The sequence below is a fragment of the Ignavibacteria bacterium genome, from assembly GCA_013177855.1.
Lineage (GTDB): Bacteria > Bacteroidota > Ignavibacteria > Ch128b > Ch128b > Ch128b.
In genome coordinates this window covers 2,235,152-2,254,263 of sequence record JABLYA010000001.1, presented here as the reverse complement: position 1 = coordinate 2,254,263, position 19,112 = coordinate 2,235,152, and the positions used below count along the sequence as shown (strand labels likewise).

Annotated in this window: 9 protein-coding genes; 2 read left to right on the top strand and 7 right to left on the bottom strand. The window is 31.0% G+C overall.

Annotated features, from left to right (window positions below):
* Positions 1–656: 656 nt before the first annotated feature.
* The 4 genes from HPY57_09395 to HPY57_09380 all read right to left on the bottom strand — a co-directional run bounded on the left by HPY57_09395 (position 657) and on the right by HPY57_09380 (position 7,365).
* Positions 657–3,593: a DEAD/DEAH box helicase family protein gene (locus HPY57_09395; GenBank protein ID NPV11990.1), complete on the bottom strand. Its 2,937-nt coding sequence runs from the start codon at positions 3,591–3,593 to the stop codon at positions 657–659.
* Position 3,594: 1 nt separating this feature from the next.
* Positions 3,595–3,990 (bottom strand): hypothetical protein, encoded by a 396-nt coding sequence (locus tag HPY57_09390; protein NPV11989.1) that lies wholly within the window; start codon positions 3,988–3,990, stop codon positions 3,595–3,597.
* A 313-nt stretch (positions 3,991–4,303) separates the two neighbouring features.
* A complete protein-coding gene (locus HPY57_09385) occupies positions 4,304–5,650 on the bottom strand; it encodes a transcriptional regulator (GenBank protein ID NPV11988.1) in 1,347 nt (448 codons plus the stop codon).
* Entirely contained in the window at positions 5,650–7,365 is a 1,716-nt protein-coding gene (locus tag HPY57_09380) for a hypothetical protein (GenBank protein NPV11987.1), read from the bottom strand. The genes HPY57_09385 and HPY57_09380 overlap by 1 nt, the downstream gene beginning before the upstream one ends.
* 1,520 nt (positions 7,366–8,885) lie before the next feature.
* On the opposite strand from HPY57_09380, the gene HPY57_09375 reads away from it, so the two are divergent.
* Positions 8,886–10,703, top strand: coding sequence for a PQQ-binding-like beta-propeller repeat protein (locus HPY57_09375; GenBank protein ID NPV11986.1), 1,818 nt, complete (start codon positions 8,886–8,888; stop codon positions 10,701–10,703).
* 1 nt (position 10,704) lies between these two features.
* Positions 10,705–11,358 (top strand): HAD family hydrolase, encoded by a 654-nt coding sequence (locus HPY57_09370; protein NPV11985.1) that lies wholly within the window; start codon positions 10,705–10,707, stop codon positions 11,356–11,358.
* A gap of 230 nt (positions 11,359–11,588) precedes the next feature.
* Here HPY57_09370 and HPY57_09365 read toward each other — a convergent pair whose 3' ends face one another.
* The 3 genes from HPY57_09365 to HPY57_09355 are packed head-to-tail and all read right to left on the bottom strand — an operon-like array spanning position 11,589 to position 19,057.
* Positions 11,589–12,941, bottom strand: coding sequence for a hypothetical protein (locus HPY57_09365; GenBank protein NPV11984.1), 1,353 nt, complete (start codon positions 12,939–12,941; stop codon positions 11,589–11,591).
* Between the two features lie 51 nt (positions 12,942–12,992).
* Positions 12,993–13,661, bottom strand: coding sequence for a T9SS type A sorting domain-containing protein (locus HPY57_09360; protein ID NPV11983.1), 669 nt, complete (start codon positions 13,659–13,661; stop codon positions 12,993–12,995).
* Positions 13,658–19,057: a T9SS type A sorting domain-containing protein gene (locus HPY57_09355; protein NPV11982.1), complete on the bottom strand. Its 5,400-nt coding sequence runs from the start codon at positions 19,055–19,057 to the stop codon at positions 13,658–13,660. Before HPY57_09355 ends, HPY57_09360 begins: the two co-directional genes overlap by 4 nt.
* Positions 19,058–19,112 lie beyond the last annotated feature (55 nt).

Here is a 19,112-nt window from a genome sequence, read left to right as displayed (position 1 = left end):
AACCAATAAAATTTTCAGATTTTTAAGGCTTTTTTAATAAAACTTTAATTTTCAGCAAAAAATTGAAATTTTTATGATATTTATGAAATATTCCCATAAATACATCATTCCGAAGAGGTTATATATCATTCCGAAGAGGTTATATACGCTTCCGAAACGGTTATATATCGTTCCGAACAGATTATATGCGATTCCGAAACGGTAATATGTCATTCCGAAGAGGTTATATATCTTTCCGATGAGGTTATATACGCTTCCGAAATGGTTATATGTCATTCCGAAGAGGTTATATTTTAATCCGAACAGGTCATATTTGATTCCGCAATGGTTATATATCATTCAGAAGAGGATATCTGTCTTTCCGAAGAGGTTATATTTTAATCCGAACGGGTCATATTTGATTCCGCAACGGCTATATATCATTCCGCAACGGTTATATATCTTTCCGAAAAGGTAATATAATCTTCCGAAAAGGTCAGTAGAGTTTCCGAAGAGGGAGTACTCATATCCTAATTGGGTTTGAAAGTTTTCCGAGTGGCTCTTTTTATTCACTATGGCTTTATAAACTTTCCCCACATTCAGATAAAATGTTAGATCAAAGAATATTTTTATTTCGAGGAATAATAATTGTTTTAATATTAATTAATCAAAGATGTTTAATTAATAATAGCATTAAACAATTGATTAATATCGTCACACCAAAAGCTCCGATCTTGTTCAGGGGGCGTTAATATCTTAGTATTAAAAAGTTTGAGATAAACTTTGATTTGTAAACCATTATAATTAAAAATTCGCAAGTTATTATCACTTTCAAAAATCTTTTTATAACCATCTATTTTTCTAAAGGCATCAGTATACTCAGTACTTTTAGGGTCAACAAACAAAATGAAATAGTTTGAATCCTTTTTTAGCCAGAAAATAAAATCAGGCTTGAATTTCACTATCCTTTTTAATTTTGGATTATGGTATGGTATGAAAACTTCATCTAAAGTTTCATCAATTTTTGAAAAATACCACCAATCAAAATTTTTTAATTTATTATCATTCTTTTGCAGGTAATTTTCTAATTCGTTAATAAAATATACTTCACTCGGATGTTTGATAATATGTTGAATATAAATTGCTGTATCTGATTCTATTAATGCAACAGGTATGTAGTAATGATTGGATAAATATTTAATTTTTAGATTTTCATTTACGCTATAAGAAACTTCTGTTTCCCTTGTTAGATTAATAGCAATCTCTTCTATTTGTCTTGTATAATCATCTAAAGAAATCTCACCACGTTGAAATCTTTCTCTAAGTGCAGCTACTAATCCATCTCGGTCTTTTACCCTTTTTACTATTTCAATCTTTTCCCTAAGAGCATCCAATTTATCTTTTGATATTCTTATACTTTTGAAATGAATAATTTCATTTTGTAATGGTTTGAATGTATTGAACTCTTTTACTTTATTTTCGAAGTGTCTAATTATGGTGCGCAGCAACAAATCTGGATTTTTGATTGGACTAATTTGAGAATCTAATTTAAAGTAATTATCAGCGTATCCATTAAAGCCTCTTTTCAAAACATTAAGTACGGATACATTACACTGATATTTGATCAATACAATTTTATCGCCCAAATAATTAAAATATTCTTTTACTTTTTGATAATCTGCGGAATGAATTAAGAACTTAATAGTTTCTCTTTCTTCGGCAATGATTTTTTCAGATTCTTTGTAAACGGGAATTAGCAGTAGTTTATCAATTATATCTGGATTTATTTCGAATAAATCACCAAGTAATTCTTCCTGCTTTTCTTCTTTAAGTGTCTCGATAACTTCTGCAAGATTTTTAGCTTTAGTTCCAAATACAAACAATGTCTCAAGAGCCTGTACATAATTCTTAATTTGATCAAATTCTTCTTTGTTTATTTCATTGTTATTATATAAGAATTGAATTCTTTTTCGACGGTTTGGTATGGGTTCTATTCTTACACCTCGGCCAATAGATTGTAAAACAAATTTTCTTGAATCACTGCCTTTACCAATATTAATATAGAGAATAATATTAGGCCTGTTACTATCCCATCCTTCATAAAAAGAGCGAGAGCCCATTAAAATAGTAATATCAGAATCATCCTTATTGAGTTTTGTAAATACACTTTCGTTGTCGAATGTTTCAATTATTTCATAGCCTGTGAGTTTATTTTTTAACCACTCAGAGATATCACCTATTTTTATAAGTCCAAAAGGTTTATCGCTTGATGTGAGTTTAAAAACAATTTCCTGTTTATTGCTGGGTATTTTTAAAACTTCTATTCTGCCATATGTTTCTGCATTAAAGACATACTTCAAAATATCATCATAAGTAAGACTATTAATAATATCTTTATCGAATGATATAACTTCATTCGTAAATTCACAGGTACCATTTGTTTCAATTAGTAATTTTAATTTTGCTTCCTCTAAAATCTCATTATCACCTTCCCCAACAGCGATTCTTTCAATTTCTTTAAAGAAAAGATATAAATCAGAATCTTCAGTATTAACAGAATTTACTAATGTGATAATGAGCGGTTTATGATAAAATTTATCACCAATATATTTTTTTTGACTTGCAATAAAAGCATATAAAAGCAAAATCTTTAGAACTATAATCTTTTTTTCTTCATCAGAGAAGTCATCTTTGTTGCTGATATTTGAAATATCGCTTTTTGAAATAAAAATTTGTTTTCCATATCCGTTGGTTATAAACTTTTCTAGATTAAAGTTAAAGACACAAGTTGCAAAATCAATCTGGTCAGTAAAAGTTGCAGAGAAGTTAAATAAAAATCCATTTCTTGAAAGGATTGAATAATACTGCTGCCTTTTACTATCCTCTTTTTCTCCCTTGTGAGCTTCATCGAGCAATAGATACCAATTACCAAAGTTATCATAATTTCTAAAATCTATAATCTTATCCTTATGTTCATCTGAAATTAAATCGCTTCGGTAATAAAATACAGTCAATTCATTTCCATATCTTAATCTATTTTCTCTTTTTATCAAATCATAATTTTTCAAATCATATAAATTTATAAATACACTATTGTTAGAATAGTTAAATTCTTCAATATGTCTTTTAAACTGTTCAATTAAATCTTCACGATAGGTAAGAAACAAAATATCTTTTGCTGGGATCTGATTTGAGCTTATTAAATTTCCTAAAATCTCAAGGAGCTTTACAATGACTAAAGTTTTGCCACTGCCAGTAGCCATCCAGAAACTCATTCGATTTATAAAATGATAAAATTCAATCTTATTATCTTCAATCTTATAGTCATTAATAAATTCATCAAAAATTTTTTGATGTTTACCGTTTTTCAAATCAAGGTCAAGATTTTCTTGGAAGCCATTGATCTTATAAAGCTCATAAAATTTTTCTTTATTAGCTTCTGAATCAATAAAAAATTTATATAGAGCTTTTATTCCGTTCCTTAATGCGTTTTGTTGATAATCAAACAAAGTTTTGTCTTTTGAAAAACTTGCAAGGTCAAAGTTAATCCATTCTGCGGGTAAATTATCCCAGTGAATACTTTCTACAATATTTTGTAAATACAATCTAACCATATCATTCCCACCAAATTAAAGGTTTTATTAACTTATAATCCAAATCTTTTATATTGATTTTTGTCCCATCTTCAAACTCCACCACATAATTCCCCTCTCGTAGAGGGGTTAGGGGTGTTCTGTTCCCCTCTTGTAGAGGGGCCAGGGGTGTGTCATTCCCCTCTCGTAGAGGGGTTAGGGGTGTTCCTTTCCCCTCTTGTAGAGTGATGTCCCCAAAAGACGAGGTGTTTTCTTTGAAGTAAAGCTGCAAATCTTTGAATATGTTTTTAAGTGCCTGCTTTGGAAAATCAAGAAGATTCTTATGATTTGAAAACCAATTAAAAGCAAACCCATGCCGCCCGGAGGGCAAGATTTCAAAGTGAATATCGATTATGATGTTTTGAAAATAAAGTCGCATATATTATTAACCTTTTTTGTCATTGTTTGGGGAATCTTCTATGAACCGTTTGAGTCATTTGCATTTTTGCCTCATTTTTGCCTCATTTGACTACCTTTTTCCTTTTTTCATGTCGTTATTATGTGACGTCTTTGTGGCATCTTTCTGTCGGTTTTGGCGTCTTACTTTTCGTTTTGCCAAATAATTACCAAATCATCTGATAACATAGCGACTGTTCCTACCTTTACCTTCAACTTTAAAAATATACCTATTTATTGTTACAATACGTTGGAGATAAAACGGAATTTGTTTTGCTTTTTGGCTCATTTTTGGCTCACCTATCAACTTTTTGGCTCATTTTTGGCTTAACTAAAATGTAATGAATATCCCTTTTGCCTTTTCCTCTTGGCTCAAAAATTTCCTTTGCTATTAACTCTTCAAAATCTCTTGTCGCTGTGGGTTTTGATACTTTATTGATTTCTTGGTATTCTCTGTTCGTAATTTTCCCTTTTTCTTTTACATACAATACTGCTTTTATCTGCCTCTCATTTAATCCCATCTTTCTTAAATTTTCTTCTGTATAAATGTCTTTATAAAAATATACCGCAAATCCACCAAATTCCTCTTTAAAATCAGGTTCTGGTAGTCCCGATTTTTTGCACTCATCAATAATTTTTATTGTTCCCCTTCCCCATGCCTCTATCAAACCGGCTTTGAAAAATACATCTGCAAGCAATTCGTTTCTTGGATATGACGAATGATTTTTCTTAAGTTCTCCAATCCTGATTTCTTTTGGAAGCGTTCCAACATTCCAGATGATTATTTTATCTGGATAAATTTTTAATTGAGTATGAGGACCAATATAATCTCTGTGAATTACTGCATTGATTATCGCTTCTCTTAATGCTTCTTCAGGATATTCTAACTCTTCTTTTCTATAAATTCCTTCGAATCGTATTTCTGAGATGAGATATTTTGTGCGCAGTAATTCTATTGTCTTTTCAACCTGTTCAAAAAGATTCCCCTCAATATCGTCAGAACTTACAATGTCTGTATCATTTAAAAACTTACCAACCTTTATATATGCACTTGTCCAGAATTTTTTTGGATTTTTCCCGAAAAGGAGAATCGCTGCTCTCGTTAGTTTTCCATCATCAAGCAGGTTTAACTTTTCAAGAACTTTTATAGGGTCTTTTTCATCTTTTACAAATGGAATTCTTTTTACTGCAATATTCTTGAATTTCTCAATAGTTTCAGTATTTATATCTTCAATAGTAGCTCTTTCTTCAACATATTCTTCCCAATTCTTTCCTGATTTAGAAATCAAAAATCTTGTAAGGTCTTTGCCTTTTAGTTCCTGAATTGTACTGCCACTTCTGATATAAAACCTTCCGTGATAAGAAATTGGCGCATAAGAATGTTGAACTTCCACTATAACAACATCCTTATTTTTTTTCTTTTCAACTTTTATGTTTGGAATAATACCAAGAATGTCTTTAAATTTATTAGGCAGGTCCTCAAGAAGTTTTTTAGAATCTTTTATTCCAACTGGCTTGCCATTATCATCAACTCCGATGATCAATTTACCACCATCAGTATTAGCAAAGGCACAAATCGATTTCAAATACTCATCCCGCCAAGATGGTTTGAATTCAATGGTTTGAGTTTCGGTATGTTTCATTACTCCCACCAAATTAAAGGTTTTATTAATTTATAATCCAAATCTTTGGTATTGATTTTCGTTCCGTCCTCAAACTCCACCTCGAAATTCCCCTCTCTTAGAGGGGTTAGGGGTGTGTCATTCCCCTCTCGTAGAGGGGTTAGGGGTGTTATCCTCTTTATCCACTTACCCGTAAGATTAGACAAAGTCTCAGCAATATCTATATTTTCATAAAGTTTCGATAAATCCACTTTCACTTTCTTATTCTCATAATCAATCTCCAATGCCCTAAGCATCTTTTCATCTTTCAAAAAGACATATTGCTCATAAGGATTTTTATTTTTGATAATAAGCATATCATGATTTTCGTAAACAGTATTGGCAAGAGTTTCTTCGTATTGTTCAAGCTCGTAATACTTGAAAAATCCGCCGCCTTTATATTCTTTTACTTCTTTAGAGATGCCAGATTTATCATAAAACAAAACCTTCTTCATTCTTGGCAAAACCACCGTGTAAAAATGTTCTCCCATCTCAACACCAATCCATTTTCTGCCAAGTTTATGGGATACGGCTGTTGTTGTGCCAGAGCCGAGAAAGAAATCCATAACTAAATCGCAATTTTGTGAAGCAGCATTTATAACTCTTTCTAATAACTTTTCAGAATTTTCGGTCTGAAAACCTGTTGTTGTTGAATATCCAGGTATATCTGTCCAATTAGATTCTATAGTTTCATTTTCACTCATTAAGTATTCAAGAATTTCGTCGTGATTGTTTCCATAAACATCAATATATTGTTTTTTAACTATCCTTATTCTATTTTCTGATGCAAGTTTATCAACTGTTTCTTGTGCAAAAGACCAATGCCTTCCCTTAGGTGCTACAAATTGCCGGCCATTAAAAATAATGATGTGAGAATCTTTATTTTCTTTTGGAGAATGCATTTCAAGCCATCCAGCCTGTTTTCCTCTTTTTCTAAATTGAGGGTTGATTAATGATTCAGTAATTTTTGAATAGAGAAAAAGTGTTTCTGTAGCAGGATTAAATCTTTTATCAATTGCTCCTTGTTTATTTGACTTATTTATCACTAATTCATTCCTAAAATTTTCCTTCCCAAAAATCTCATCCATCAAACATCTCACAATCCAGTTTCCATTATAATCACACCTTACAAAAATACTTCCTTTTTCATTCAGCCAATCTTTTGCAATTCGCAATCGGTTTTCAAGCAATGTTGCCCAGTTAGCATCTTTGTAATTTGTCCGATACAGGAACTGGTCAGAAGAATCAAGATTAAACGGTGGATCAATATAAATCGTCTGTACTTTTTCTTTGAATTTTGGAAGGATTGTGTTTAATGCTTGATAGTTCTCGCTCTTTATAAGCCAGCCGTCTAAAGAGTTATCAAGGTCATCAAATAAACTCAAAATCTCAAGTTCTAAATCTTTGAAATACTTTGTGTCTATCGGTAAGTGTTTATATTTTTCCGCTATGTGTTTGCCAGTTAAATCCGTCTCAAAAACATCATCCACTGTAAAGTTTTCATCAACAATTCCCAATTCCCGCCATTCTTGAATTTGCAGATCAATATTTGGATGCTTCAATATCCTCTCCACCAAATTCCCCTCTCTTAGAGGGGCCAGGGGTGTTCCCTTCCCCTCTTGTAGAGGGGCCAGGGGTGTTCCGTTCCCCTCTTGTAGAGGGGTTAGGGGTGTTAACACCTCCCTCAAATACTCCATCACACCATCCAGATTATTTTTCACATCCTCATCTTTAATATGAATAACCTTCAAACCTAAACTCTTTAAATACTCATCGCGTGCTTTATCATATTCTTCTTTATCATTATGAGAAGAGCCATCAATCTCTATAACAACACCAATTTCTTTTATATAGAAATCAACAATATAATTTCCTACAATTTTCTGTCGGTCAAAATCAAGATTTAGAAACTGTCTGTTTCTAACTCTCTTCCAGAACAAAACTTCTGCTAAGTTGCCGGCTTTTCTGAGTTCACGTGCTTTTTCTTTAAGGTTGGGGTTGTATGGAATTTCGTACCATTTTAACACCCCTTTATCCCCTCTATAAGAGGGGAATTGGAGAGCATCAATCCTATCCAGCGTAATCACATAATTAGAGTTTTTAACAAACTTCGGCTTATTCCAGATCTTTACAAGTTCATCCTCAAACTGAGAGATAAATTCAATGATTTTAAAAGCAATGTCTTTTAATATCTGTAATTCATTTACTCTATCCGCACTCCAACTATTCCCCTCTTGTAGAGGGGTGGCAAACGAAGTTTGACGGGGTGTTCCTTCCCAGAAGTATTGATAACTCCATAGTTTAAACTGCTCCTGTAAAAATGATTTGGCGTTTTTGTTGATAAAGAAATCAACCTCGCTTTGCTTTTCAAAAATCCTAAATGATTTTTCTAATCTCTCTTCATCAATATTTATGTTCTTTTTCTTCAGTACTTTTAATATTTCATCAATCTTTGTTACTCTCCCTCTTTCAGAATAAAAAACATTAAATACAATTGTATTATCTTCCCTTATTTCTTTTAATTCATAGATTAAATTTCTTTTTTCATTAGCTTTTTTGTTTTCAATAGTAGATGCATCAAAGAAAAACTTAAGGTTATCAAATTCTACAGGCATACTTCTAAATATTCTATCAGTCTTAACATAGTAAAGCATTTGCGTCTTCCAGAAAAGGACCACATCTTTATCATTCGTATAAACTCTTTCATAAACATTATTATGGAATGGAGTGGAATTAAAATATATAGAACCGCTTTCTGTAAAATAACGATTGAAAAAAGTGTATAATTTGTCAAAAAGTTCGTCTCGGAATGAAGGATATTTTTCTAATGCCCTTTCTATATCAGCTTTTAATAATTCTTCAATTTTACTATAATACTTTGATTTTATTTTCATCAAGTTGATAAAACCACCAGTTCCCTCAATTTTCGCACCTATAAAAATATCTCTTAATGCATTATAAAATTTTTCCTCTTTTGTCATAGCAAAACTCCCAATTGAAATATTTTTAGTTCAATTTATACAAATTCGATTAACAAGTATTATCTGATAATCTAACTATACAAAGACCTAAGCAATTTTAATAAATTTTTTTTATTTAATCTTCGGTATTTACCCATTCAATTTATTTTCCAAAAATCTAAATTATTATTCATTCATTACATTAATTTTTTCTAATCTCCATCCTGATTAATTTGCATTAAAAATCCTGAGAAAAAATGAGAAGAAAAGTTTTTAATCTTTTGCCTATCATTATAATCTTCTATTCCCAGATATTATTCGGTCAAATCAAATTTGCCTGGATTACTGACACTCACATTGGTTCACCAGGTGCGGATAAGGATTTGATCAAAATTGTAGATGATATTAATAACAAAGAAGTTTTATTTACAATTGTCTCCGGCGATTTGACCGAAAAAGGTTTGAACTCAGAAATCGTTCAGGCGAAAAAAATTCTCTCTGAACTTAAAAGACCATACTTCGTTATTCCCGGCAATCACGATACTAAATGGAGCGAATCAGGATGCACAAAGTTTATCAATGAATTCGGCAACGATAAATTTATTTTCTACTTGAATGACTATTGCTTTATCGGAATTAATAGTGGAATTCCATTTCGAGGAGGCGGCGGACATATCTCACCCGAAGTCCTTGACTGGTTAAGAAACAGATTAAATCAACTGGATATTAACACAAAAGTAATTCTTACCGTTCATCATCAACTTGATAGTGAAGTAGATAATTCAGATGAAGTAATTGAAACTCTTAAAAGATTTAAGAATGCATTTGTAATAGTTGGTCACGGACATACTAATCGTAGTTACAATTTTAATGGTATAAAAGGTGCAATGGGTCGTTCTTCATTAAGTCGAGGTAAATCGCCAGGTTATAATATAGTATATTTAGAAAATGACAGCGTTTCGATCCAAACAATTGAATTTTCTGAAAATAAATTCTGGCTTAAAAGCTCACTTTCTGTGGATAACTCAAATTTAAATTCTAAAGAAACAATTCAATTAGATTTTAAATCAAAAAATCTAAAATTGATTTTTAATTCAAAATCTACACTAGTAAAAACTGGTGTTTACGAAAAAGGGTCGCTCTTTTTTGCCGATCTCTCAGGTAATGTCTATTCAATTAGTTTAAAAGGAAAAGTTAACTGGCAAAAATTTTTTAATACTTCTTTTTATGCTAAACCAATTATCTGGAAAGACAGGGTAATTTTCTGTGCAACCAATGGTGATGTTTATATTTTGAAAAAGAACAATGGCAAATTAACTTCCAGTATCTCGCTTAATTCAACAATTATTTCATCACCCGTTTTAAATAATAATTTACTGATTGTCTTTACAAACGATGGATTTGTTAATTATCTCAATCTTAAAAATTTTAAAGTCACACGGCAAAAAATTGCAGATAAAAATTTTGAAGCAGTTCCACTATCATATAAAAACAAAATTATAATTGGTAATTGGGATAATTATCTTTATGCTGTGAAAAACAATCCAGATGATACAAATGCAATATTCTGGAAATGGACAGAGAATAAAAATTTTTATTACTCACCTGCTGCTTGCAGCCCGGTAATTGATACCAAACAACGAGTTTATATTTCAACACCTGATAAATTCATTTCTGTAATTGATTTTAATAGCGGTACAACTTTATTCAGAACAAACGATTACAACAGCTGGGAATCCATAGGGATCGATGAAACAAAAAATTTTCTATTTATCAAAGGACTAATTGATACAGTTTATGCTTTGTCCATTAACGATACTCTACCCAAATTAAAATGGAAATCTGCTCTTGGTTATGGACTGGATACAAATCCAATAAATATCTCGACCAAAGGTGAAAGGGTTTTTGTTCCCGCAAAAAATGGATTTTTATATGTTCTTGAAAAAGAATCAGGTAAATTATTGAAATCATTCTTTTTAGAAAAAGTAAGATTAAATGAAGTAATTCCGATAACCAATTCACAGGTTATTGTATCTAATATGGATGGAAAAATTTTTATCATTAATGTGAATTAATATGGAAACGAAAAAATACAAAGGAATAATTTTTGACATAGACGGAACACTCACATCAACGAATGAATTGATTTTCGCTACCTTTAATCATATCGCTCAAAAATATGAAGGTAGAACTTACTCTGATGAAGAAATTATATCAATGTTTGGTCCTACTGAAGATGTTATATTAAGGGAAAAGTTTAATGGTGATAAGTTCAAAGAAGTTTATGATGAATATTATAGATTTTATAGGGAAAATCATCCAAGAATGGCTGATCTTTATCCTGGTATTGTTGATATCCTTGAAGAACTTAAGAAAAGAAAAATTCTCATTTCAATTTTTACTGGTAAAGGAAGAAAGACAACAGAGATTACATTAGAAATTTTAGGAATTAAAGATTTCTTTGATTTGATTGTTACAGGAGATGATGTGATTAATCATAAACCTTCTCCAGAAGGAATTTTTAAGTTTTTAGAAACTTATAATCTAAATAAGAATGAAGTTTTAATGGTTGGTGACTCTCTAGCTGATATAATTGCAGCAAAAGAAGCTGGAATTGATATCGCATCAGTCGTTTGGGACTCATATGCAAGAGAAGAAGTTATAAAACTTAATCCACTCTACTTTGAAACAGTGAATGACTTCAAGAATTGGTTGATTGAAAGAATATAAAACATCTAATTGATTATTAGTTTTTAATATTAAAGCCACTAATAAAGTTTTTAATCTGGGAAATTAACTCTATCACTTAATCCCAAATCTTCGAAACTTCTTAATCTTAATATCTATATAATTTTGCTTTGAAATTAAAATAAAAAATCACCCTGAGGATGAATCTCAGGGTGATGATCAATTTTTTAATTTATTTACATCAAATCTAAATCAACAACAATAACTTAAAATTACTTTTTCCCGCCAAATCCAAGTGGGAAAATCAATGAAACTCTCGGTTCAATTCTTTTTTGAGTTTTGTAGCCAATTACTTTATCAGATTGATCATATTCTGGTGCAAATGTCCATTGATATAAAAATGATACAAGTAAATATGAGAGTGGTTTGTATCCGAGTTCAGCAGTCAAGATTGATCTTTCATCAAGTGTAAAGATATCTTTTTCATCTTGAATCCCTACCTTATCATAATATGCTCTAAACACAAAGCTTGCGTTTTTTGGTGATAAATCGGTTTCAAGTCTTAAAATTCCTGAATTAGAAATTTTATCATATCTCGAATATGAACCATATAACTGAACAAAGTTTAAAACATCAATCAATAACTCACCAAAATAGGAATTACCTAAAGACCGAGCGTTTTTCAATTCACTTGCACGGCTTCCCAGAAAACCATTCACTGAATCAACCCTTAACCTATTAACTTCATATAATTGATTAAAATATCTTGGTATAAATTCATCACCATTGAACCATCTTTCAAATTTTAAATCAACATTTACAAGTCCAAGTCCATTGAAAGAAAAACCAGCTCCAATTGTTGCACCAGAACCAAACTTTAAAATCTTTGTGAAGTTCGAGTATAAATCAATATTTAAAATTTTGGATTTGAATATTGGTAACAAAGCGTCTAAACCAACAATTGAGATATTCCCCTCATCACTTAAAATCTTTAAGTTCTTTGTTGTTGGATCAATCATTGCATTTGTAACGCCTGCATAATTATTTAAATCGGTCGCATAGGTTCCACCAATTTCGAGCTTTCCAATTATTGGTACATTTCTCAAATCAGTGAATTGTAAAGGCCTCGTATAAGTACGGATTCCAAACAAACCTTTACCACTTAAATCACCATAAACAGATTCAAAACCAAATTTTCCGAAATCAATATCAAGCTCAACGCCTATTTTTCTATTATCATAAGAAGCACGATTATTATAGTAATAAACAATATTCCCCTGACCTAAAATTGCACGATCTAATCCACCAACTCTTATGTAAAATGGATCTCGCTTATGTCCATATCTTACATACTTAATTAAACTTAAAATATCTGATGTAGTGTTAAAATCTTCTTTCCTTAAATTTCCATTTCGGTCGATACGGAGATTAACATCTAATCCCACACCAAATTTACCAAACGACAGGTCTGGTGAAACATTAAAAAGATAATAAGGCTCTCCATTAACCCAGGTTAATCCTAATCCACCAGCAAATTGATTTGGATCCTTCAAATCACGAAGGGATTGAGAAAATAAATAAAAAGGGAGTAGTAAAAAGAAAACCAAAGTAAAAATATTTCGCATATTTACTCCTTATTTTTTTTCTAAACTAAAAAAATGCTTAATGAAATTAAATTAATGTGCAACAATAAATTTAGAAATCAAGAAATCTTTTTGTGGCGATTTAATTGCAAGGATATAAACACCACTGGAAAAATTTGAATAGCTAATCTTTATTTTGTTAGTGAAAGGTTCAAATGTACTTTTATAAATCCGCTGTCCTAAGATAGAATAAATTTCAATTTCAATACTGGAATGAAGTATTTTATCATCAATTTCAATTTCAAGATCTTTCGATGCGTAATCGTTTTTAACAAAAAAAATACTCGGTGAATTTGAATTTACATTTTCAACACTTAAAGGATTATAATAGACCTGAATAGTATCTGAAAAATGATAAGAGCCATCGGTATCAATTTGTTTTAATCTGTAAAAATATAAACCCATACCTGGTAAAGTCGAGTCAACAAGAAAATAATGTTTGGGCGAATTTGAATTGCCGCTGCCTGGAACAAAATCAACATACTCAAAAAATTTTGAAGTATCAGCTCTCTGAACCTCAAAACCAAAGTTATTGACCTCAGTGGCAGTGCCCCATCTTAATAAAATCCCGTTCGATAAAGCAAAGCCTTCGAAGTAAAGCAGCTCGATTGGTAAAATATCTTGATCATTAAATTTTTGACCAAAAATTGATGTAGCTAAAATTATTATGAGCAAAAAAACATTGATTAAAAAATTTTTCATCTCACAACCGCCAATTTTTGAATTGTAGTTTGAACTTGGTCTCCTTTTTTAGCAATTATTTTATAGAGATAAACACCATTACCCACTAAATCGCCATCGGCATCTCTTCCATCCCAGAAAACTTTATTAAAATTAGTTGATAATTCTGCCTGTGATAACTTAATTTCCTTAATTAACCTCCCAGCAATTGTATAAATTTTAATTTGCACTTCATCAGGGACTTGAGTTAAGATGAAAGTAAAGTGAGTTCCGTTTGAGAATGGATTTGGATAATTATAAACTCTTTGCAACTCAAGATTTGAAGTTACTCTAAAATATTTTTCAATAACAGGTTGAGCAGAAATACGACCAAAAGCATCTTTTAAATATACTCTAAGATTATGTTCGCCTTTTTCGAGTTTAGTTTGGTATTGGACATAAATTTTTCGGTCAATTGTATCATAATCAAAAATTAAATTCTCGCTATAAATTCTACTGCCATTTAAATACATCTGAACAGCTGATGTATCAAGTGCAGGGAACCAAACAGGATAATTTATTTTCAATTCAATTTTACTTTCGGGTTCAACATATTCCCAGTCTTTGATTTCTTTACCATTAATTGTTAGCAGAACTTGTGCGGCAGAAACAGAAGTTGTTGTATCCTTCTTCACATAAAAGTTTTGGAGAAAAATATTATTTGTCTTATAGTATTCTCTAATTTTATTTCCTTCATCAATTTTCAGTCTAAATGCAAATTCACCGTAGCCGTCATAAATTTTGTTAATGTATTTATAGTTTAATGGAATATAAGTGTAGGGACTTAATGATGAGATCATTGTATCAATTAAAACATAAAAGTTATTGTCAGGTTTTACCAGTTCAAGTAATATTTTAAAACTATCCGCTGTAGATTTTCCAGCATTAAAGATTTTAGCTTTAAAATTAATTTGTTCACCCTGAATTATTGTATCCTTATCAACTGATACGACTTGATAATTTACTGCCAGTTCTGGTAATTCTTCAAAATATGCAGAAAGGGACTTAATCGATGGGCTTTCTTTTAAAGAATTAGCATTAAATTTCGAAAGGATTTTGATTGAAGGATATTCATCTGCATTTACACCGTTCAAGTTTATTGAATCACCTGTCGTCTGAAGATTAAAAAATGTATCTACAACGCCTGTGTTTTTAATTCCAAGTGGAGTGCTAGTAATTAATGTATTTTCTGGTAATTCCATTTCAAGTTTTACATAATCCCATTTCTTTGAATTTCGAATTGGCGGAAAAACTACATAGCCCGAATCATAAGTTACAAGTTTAGATAATTCAATTGTTGCAACACCCTGAAAATGTTTTTTATAAGATTCTGGAACTGAACCTATTGGAGCACCCTTTTTACCAAGAATACACCAATTTTCTCTATACTGTACACTATCGATATACAAACTTCCAAGAGTTTTAATTGCATTTCTGGAACGACTACCTCTTCCACCAAGAATGTTTTGCTGAGCATCAGCTGAAATTGCCATTGCCACCCAAGTCCCGGGTTGAAGAGAGTTGACAAAATTCGCAAGTGAGTCCATCACGCCTGGATCAGGCACATTAAAATATCTGATACCATAAGGTCTTAGAGTAATTGAATCTATAAACGCTGCAACTATCCCCCAATAATATGTATTAGGAAGTTGCTCGTATGAATTATAAACAATAGAACCGAATGAGCCATCATATGTACCCGCAGATTGTATTTTCAATCTCATCTCCTGGTTAGATAATTTCCACGAACTCTGAGCCGAATCAAATTCTACATTTGAATCTTCAATATTATACAGCGATGTATTTGGCTCTATCATTAAAAAATTTGAACCAGGTTTAAACTGCTTAAAAGAATAAGTTTCGGAAAATGCTTCGGATGGATTGTCAATCTTTACTCTATAATAATATCTTTTATTCGGGAGTAAATTATGCAAATAAACTTTTGTGATTAATGTATCAAATGGTTGAGTAATTTCTCTATAGTTTGAAAAATCAGGATTATCAGAAATTTGCACTAATAATCTTTCTGGCAAATTAGTTCTTTTGATTAGTGGATTTAATAAATAAAGTGTATCCCTTCCTGAGTTATAGAACTTATCATTCTCAATCGCTGAAATCGATGTTGAGTTAATCAGAAAGTTTAATTCTGCTTCATTGTCATCTTCATAAATTTCATTTAATACATTAGTTGCATCCAGAATTACTTTTAGCTTGTGTTCCCCGATAGTTTGAACTGGTAGTTTTATTATGATCGAATCAACAAGTTTAGGAGTCAGGATTGATAAGTTTTTTTCATAAATAAGTGAATCCAGATGGTAATCTTGAATTTTTAATATAATTGTATCAGCTTGAAATAACCCAAAATTTGAAGACTGAATTAAAAATTCCAATGAATCCGTTTGATCATTTGGATTTTGAGTTAATAGTTTAATTTTTGAATTATCAATATAAAGATTTGGCTTATCAGGTAATCTTAACCCAATTATTGGATCACCAAATAAAAGATTACAATAAGTAAAGACTTTATTAACATCACTAATCCCAGTTTCATTTAATTGCCTTATTTTAGATATTAAATGAGCTCTTCCTATTCCTTTCAATGAATCAAAGGTTAATTGTTCATAAAAGTATTTTGGAAATCTTAGTGATGTTGACAGATAACCCCAACTTGAATTTCCAAGATAAATTAAAGCCTGTCCATTAGGAGATTGGGAAACAAATAATTCTCCGAAAGCATCTACTTCGGGCTCAGCAAACTTACCAGTGGAACATCCAAAATCAGTAACTAATGGAAATCTATCTGTGTATTTATTTTGTAAATGTTCAACTTCTGATATGCTATTATCCCAGGTTCTTGTTCCACTATGTCCAATGTAAGAAATATATAGTCCACCTTCATCAATGGCTTTCTGAACTTGCTCTGGTGTGTAAGGTCCAAAATTGGTTGGTGGATTAACTGTTTTATAAAAGTGTGTGGCTTTACCAAACAGTGGACTGGATATAGCATAATTCTGGTATAGAAAATCATTCGTTTGTTTTATTTGCTCAATTTGAGATGGATTGTTTCCATCTCCACCACTGAAAAACAAAAATGTTTTATTGAATTCATCATATCGTCTGGTGATATACTTTTGATGCTTAGAAAGATATGCTAAAACCTGGTTATCATTTATTGCCGGTATTCTACCTACAAACATTTGTGGAATATAAACGTTAACTGAATCCCACATCACATACCATACATCACTAACGGGATTTCCATAAGAAGTAACCATATTTTTCTTTCTTGGTGTTGGTGCCGGTGAAACCACATCCTTGTAATCATAATTGGCATCACCAATTATTGTAAGATATGATGGTTTAGGTGCTTGCCATCTAGAATAAGCCGATATCAAAAATCTTTTTATTGCTTCTGCCTCCACCTGACCATATGAAAATTCATCAAAAATATCTTCAACAAATACAAGCTCCGTTCTTAAATTATAAGTCTGATTTATGAAATTTTTGTACTGTTCACTCGATTGTGATAAAATTTTAGTAGTCAATAAAATATAATCAGCACCCCGATTTGGATTTCGAAGATTGACAAATTGTTTCTTCTCTTTGAAAATTGGTTTCGAAATACGATTAATTCTTGTTAGATAATATTTATCTCCGCCACCGACACTATCTATCAAAAAAATTGTTCCGTAGTTAGAACCTGTGGTTAAGGAATTAACAATTTTTTTGTAATCAGAACTGACTTTATAAATCACAAATTCTGAATCAGGGAAAGTCACACCCTCAATCTTTATTACTCTCAAATCTTTCTGAACTGTATCTGGAATTAATATCAATAATGTATCGTTAAAAACAATGTTTCTCCTATAGTACTCTACATCAACCCAGTCTATTAAAGATTGATGAAAACTCGCTTGAGTTGGAATACCAAAAACTCTAATGATATTATTTCCAGTAACCAATTGGTTTGAATTGTAATTACCAACCAGATTAACTGTCTGCCTAAAATTATAAGTAATGGTGTCCTTTGGGGTTGTACTATTTAAACTTAATCCATGTTTGTGAGCATTCACATTTCCACTTGACGCATAACTAATTAATCTGGTAATGACTTTGACTGGTGTATTTGATAAAAAATCTCTCGCCTGAAAATTAAATGCAATCGATCCACCATTACCAATTACCTGCCAGGTAAAGACTTTATTTTCCTGCCAATCTGGAATTTGAACTCTTGGTTCAAGAGCATCATAATACCATAGACGAACATCCTTCTCAAAATGCTGCTTTACAATATGAGAATATAAAGTATCCTGAGCTTGAATAGATGGAATTTCATCAAATGAAACTCTCTTTCCATAATTTCCATCCCAGGTTAACCATACTATCGAAGTATCACTATATCTATTCATAAAGTTAATATAGTCTTCACGCCAATTCACAATTCTTCTATAATCCTGATATGAATAATTCTTTTCTGCCCAGAACTCTATATAATCATCTTGATTAAAATGAAGATCATCTTCTCCTTTTACAAAAATCGGTATCTCTTTACCCATTCTAAATAATTTGAAAGTTCTTGGATTGATTAAGGATGGATTAACACCAAAACTAACCAGGTCATTATAAGTAATTCTATAAATATTGTCTTCAGGTATAGCAAGCTTTATGTAATCTTTTGAATAATCAATCCAATAATCAGTTGTATCCTGTTTTGTCAAAGTTGGATTTATCGAACGAAAATCTTTTGCTTCTTCAAAGTTTACAATTATATCTTTCAAAATATCATCGAAAAATCCTGGTTGGCTATTACTTTTAATAAAGGAAGGACTTTGTTCTGAATAATTTACATTTAATTTACATTCATCTAAAATTTTTAATCGTTTCTCATTAAAAGAATATCGGTGAGTGTTTATTTGAACAACAGCACAGTAATAATCCCTTATCCAGATGTAATCGATTACTTCAAATTCATCCTGTGGATAGTATTCATAATTTCTTAAATAGTTAGCCTCTTGAATAGAAAAATCTTCGTATACGACTAATGTATCTTTTAAGATAGGTTTTTTATTTAATTCAACAAGAACATTTTCAAATTCAGTATATTTTTTATCCACTAATTGAATATTAACTTTTGATTGCGGAGGAATTGCAATAAAAACTACCTTAGAAGGAAGTTTTGGCAGTCCCGCCTTGCTTTCATCTTCTGCAAGAAAAAAATCAAATTTATCATAAACACCAATTTTAGCTTTCTTAAATTCAGATATCTGAAATTGTAGATTAACTTCAAAACCATTATCACTGCGTTTTATTATTTTATCAAAAGCGAAAACAAACTGGCAAAAAATTATTATCAGTAAATAAAAATATTTGAGAAACATAACCACCTCAGAATAATTTAATTGCTTTCAAAAATTCAAAATAGTCATTTAAAGT

Coding starts and splice junctions, on each gene's coding strand:
- HPY57_09395 (NPV11990.1), bottom strand. CDS start 3,593: ATGGTTAGATTGTATTTACAAAATATTGTAGAAAGTATTCACTGGGAT.
- HPY57_09355 (NPV11982.1), bottom strand. CDS start 19,057: ATGTTTCTCAAATATTTTTATTTACTGATAATAATTTTTTGCCAGTTT.
- HPY57_09360 (NPV11983.1), bottom strand. CDS start 13,661: ATGAAAAATTTTTTAATCAATGTTTTTTTGCTCATAATAATTTTAGCT.
- HPY57_09390 (NPV11989.1), bottom strand. CDS start 3,990: ATGCGACTTTATTTTCAAAACATCATAATCGATATTCACTTTGAAATC.
- HPY57_09375 (NPV11986.1), top strand. CDS start 8,886: ATGAGAAGAAAAGTTTTTAATCTTTTGCCTATCATTATAATCTTCTAT.
- HPY57_09370 (NPV11985.1), top strand. CDS start 10,705: ATGGAAACGAAAAAATACAAAGGAATAATTTTTGACATAGACGGAACA.
- HPY57_09365 (NPV11984.1), bottom strand. CDS start 12,941: ATGCGAAATATTTTTACTTTGGTTTTCTTTTTACTACTCCCTTTTTAT.
- HPY57_09385 (NPV11988.1), bottom strand. CDS start 5,650: ATGAAACATACCGAAACTCAAACCATTGAATTCAAACCATCTTGGCGG.
- HPY57_09380 (NPV11987.1), bottom strand. CDS start 7,365: ATGGAGTATTTGAGGGAGGTGTTAACACCCCTAACCCCTCTACAAGAG.